Origin of the sequence: Lysinibacillus sp. CNPSo 3705 (assembly GCF_028674935.1) — a bacterium.
Classification (GTDB): domain Bacteria; phylum Bacillota; class Bacilli; order Bacillales_A; family Planococcaceae; genus Lysinibacillus.
The window spans coordinates 1-347 of the sequence record NZ_JAQZSD010000222.1; the positions used below are offsets into that span (position 1 = coordinate 1).

Sequence of the window (347 nt, forward strand, 5' to 3'; positions counted from 1 at the left end):
GTAAGATCCCTCAAAGACGATGAGGTAGATAGGTTCGAGGTGGAAGTGTGGTGACACATGGAGCTGACGAATACTAATCGATCGAGGACTTAACCAAAATGTTTGAAACATTCAATGCACCGTTTATCCAGTTTTGAAAGAATAATCTTTCAAGGGTTTCAAGATACGAGTAGTTCGAGGAAGCGATGGAGAGAAGGAAGGAGCGTACTCAAGTACGTGACTGACTGAACGACAGAAGCTGACGAAGAAATACGATGTATATTGAAAGCCGAAAATAGTCTAGTGATGATGGCAAAGAGGTCACACCCGTTCCCATACCGAACACGGAAGTTAAGCTCTTTAGCGCC

Annotated in this window: 2 rRNA genes; both read left to right on the forward strand. The window is 43.8% G+C overall.

Annotation, left to right across the window (positions count from 1 at the left end):
- Positions 1-97: ribosomal RNA gene (locus PVA17_RS25150) — 23S ribosomal RNA — on the forward strand; the annotation flags it as partial.
- A gap of 181 nt (positions 98-278) precedes the next feature.
- A 5S ribosomal RNA gene (gene rrf / locus PVA17_RS25155) occupies positions 279-347 on the forward strand; the annotation flags it as partial.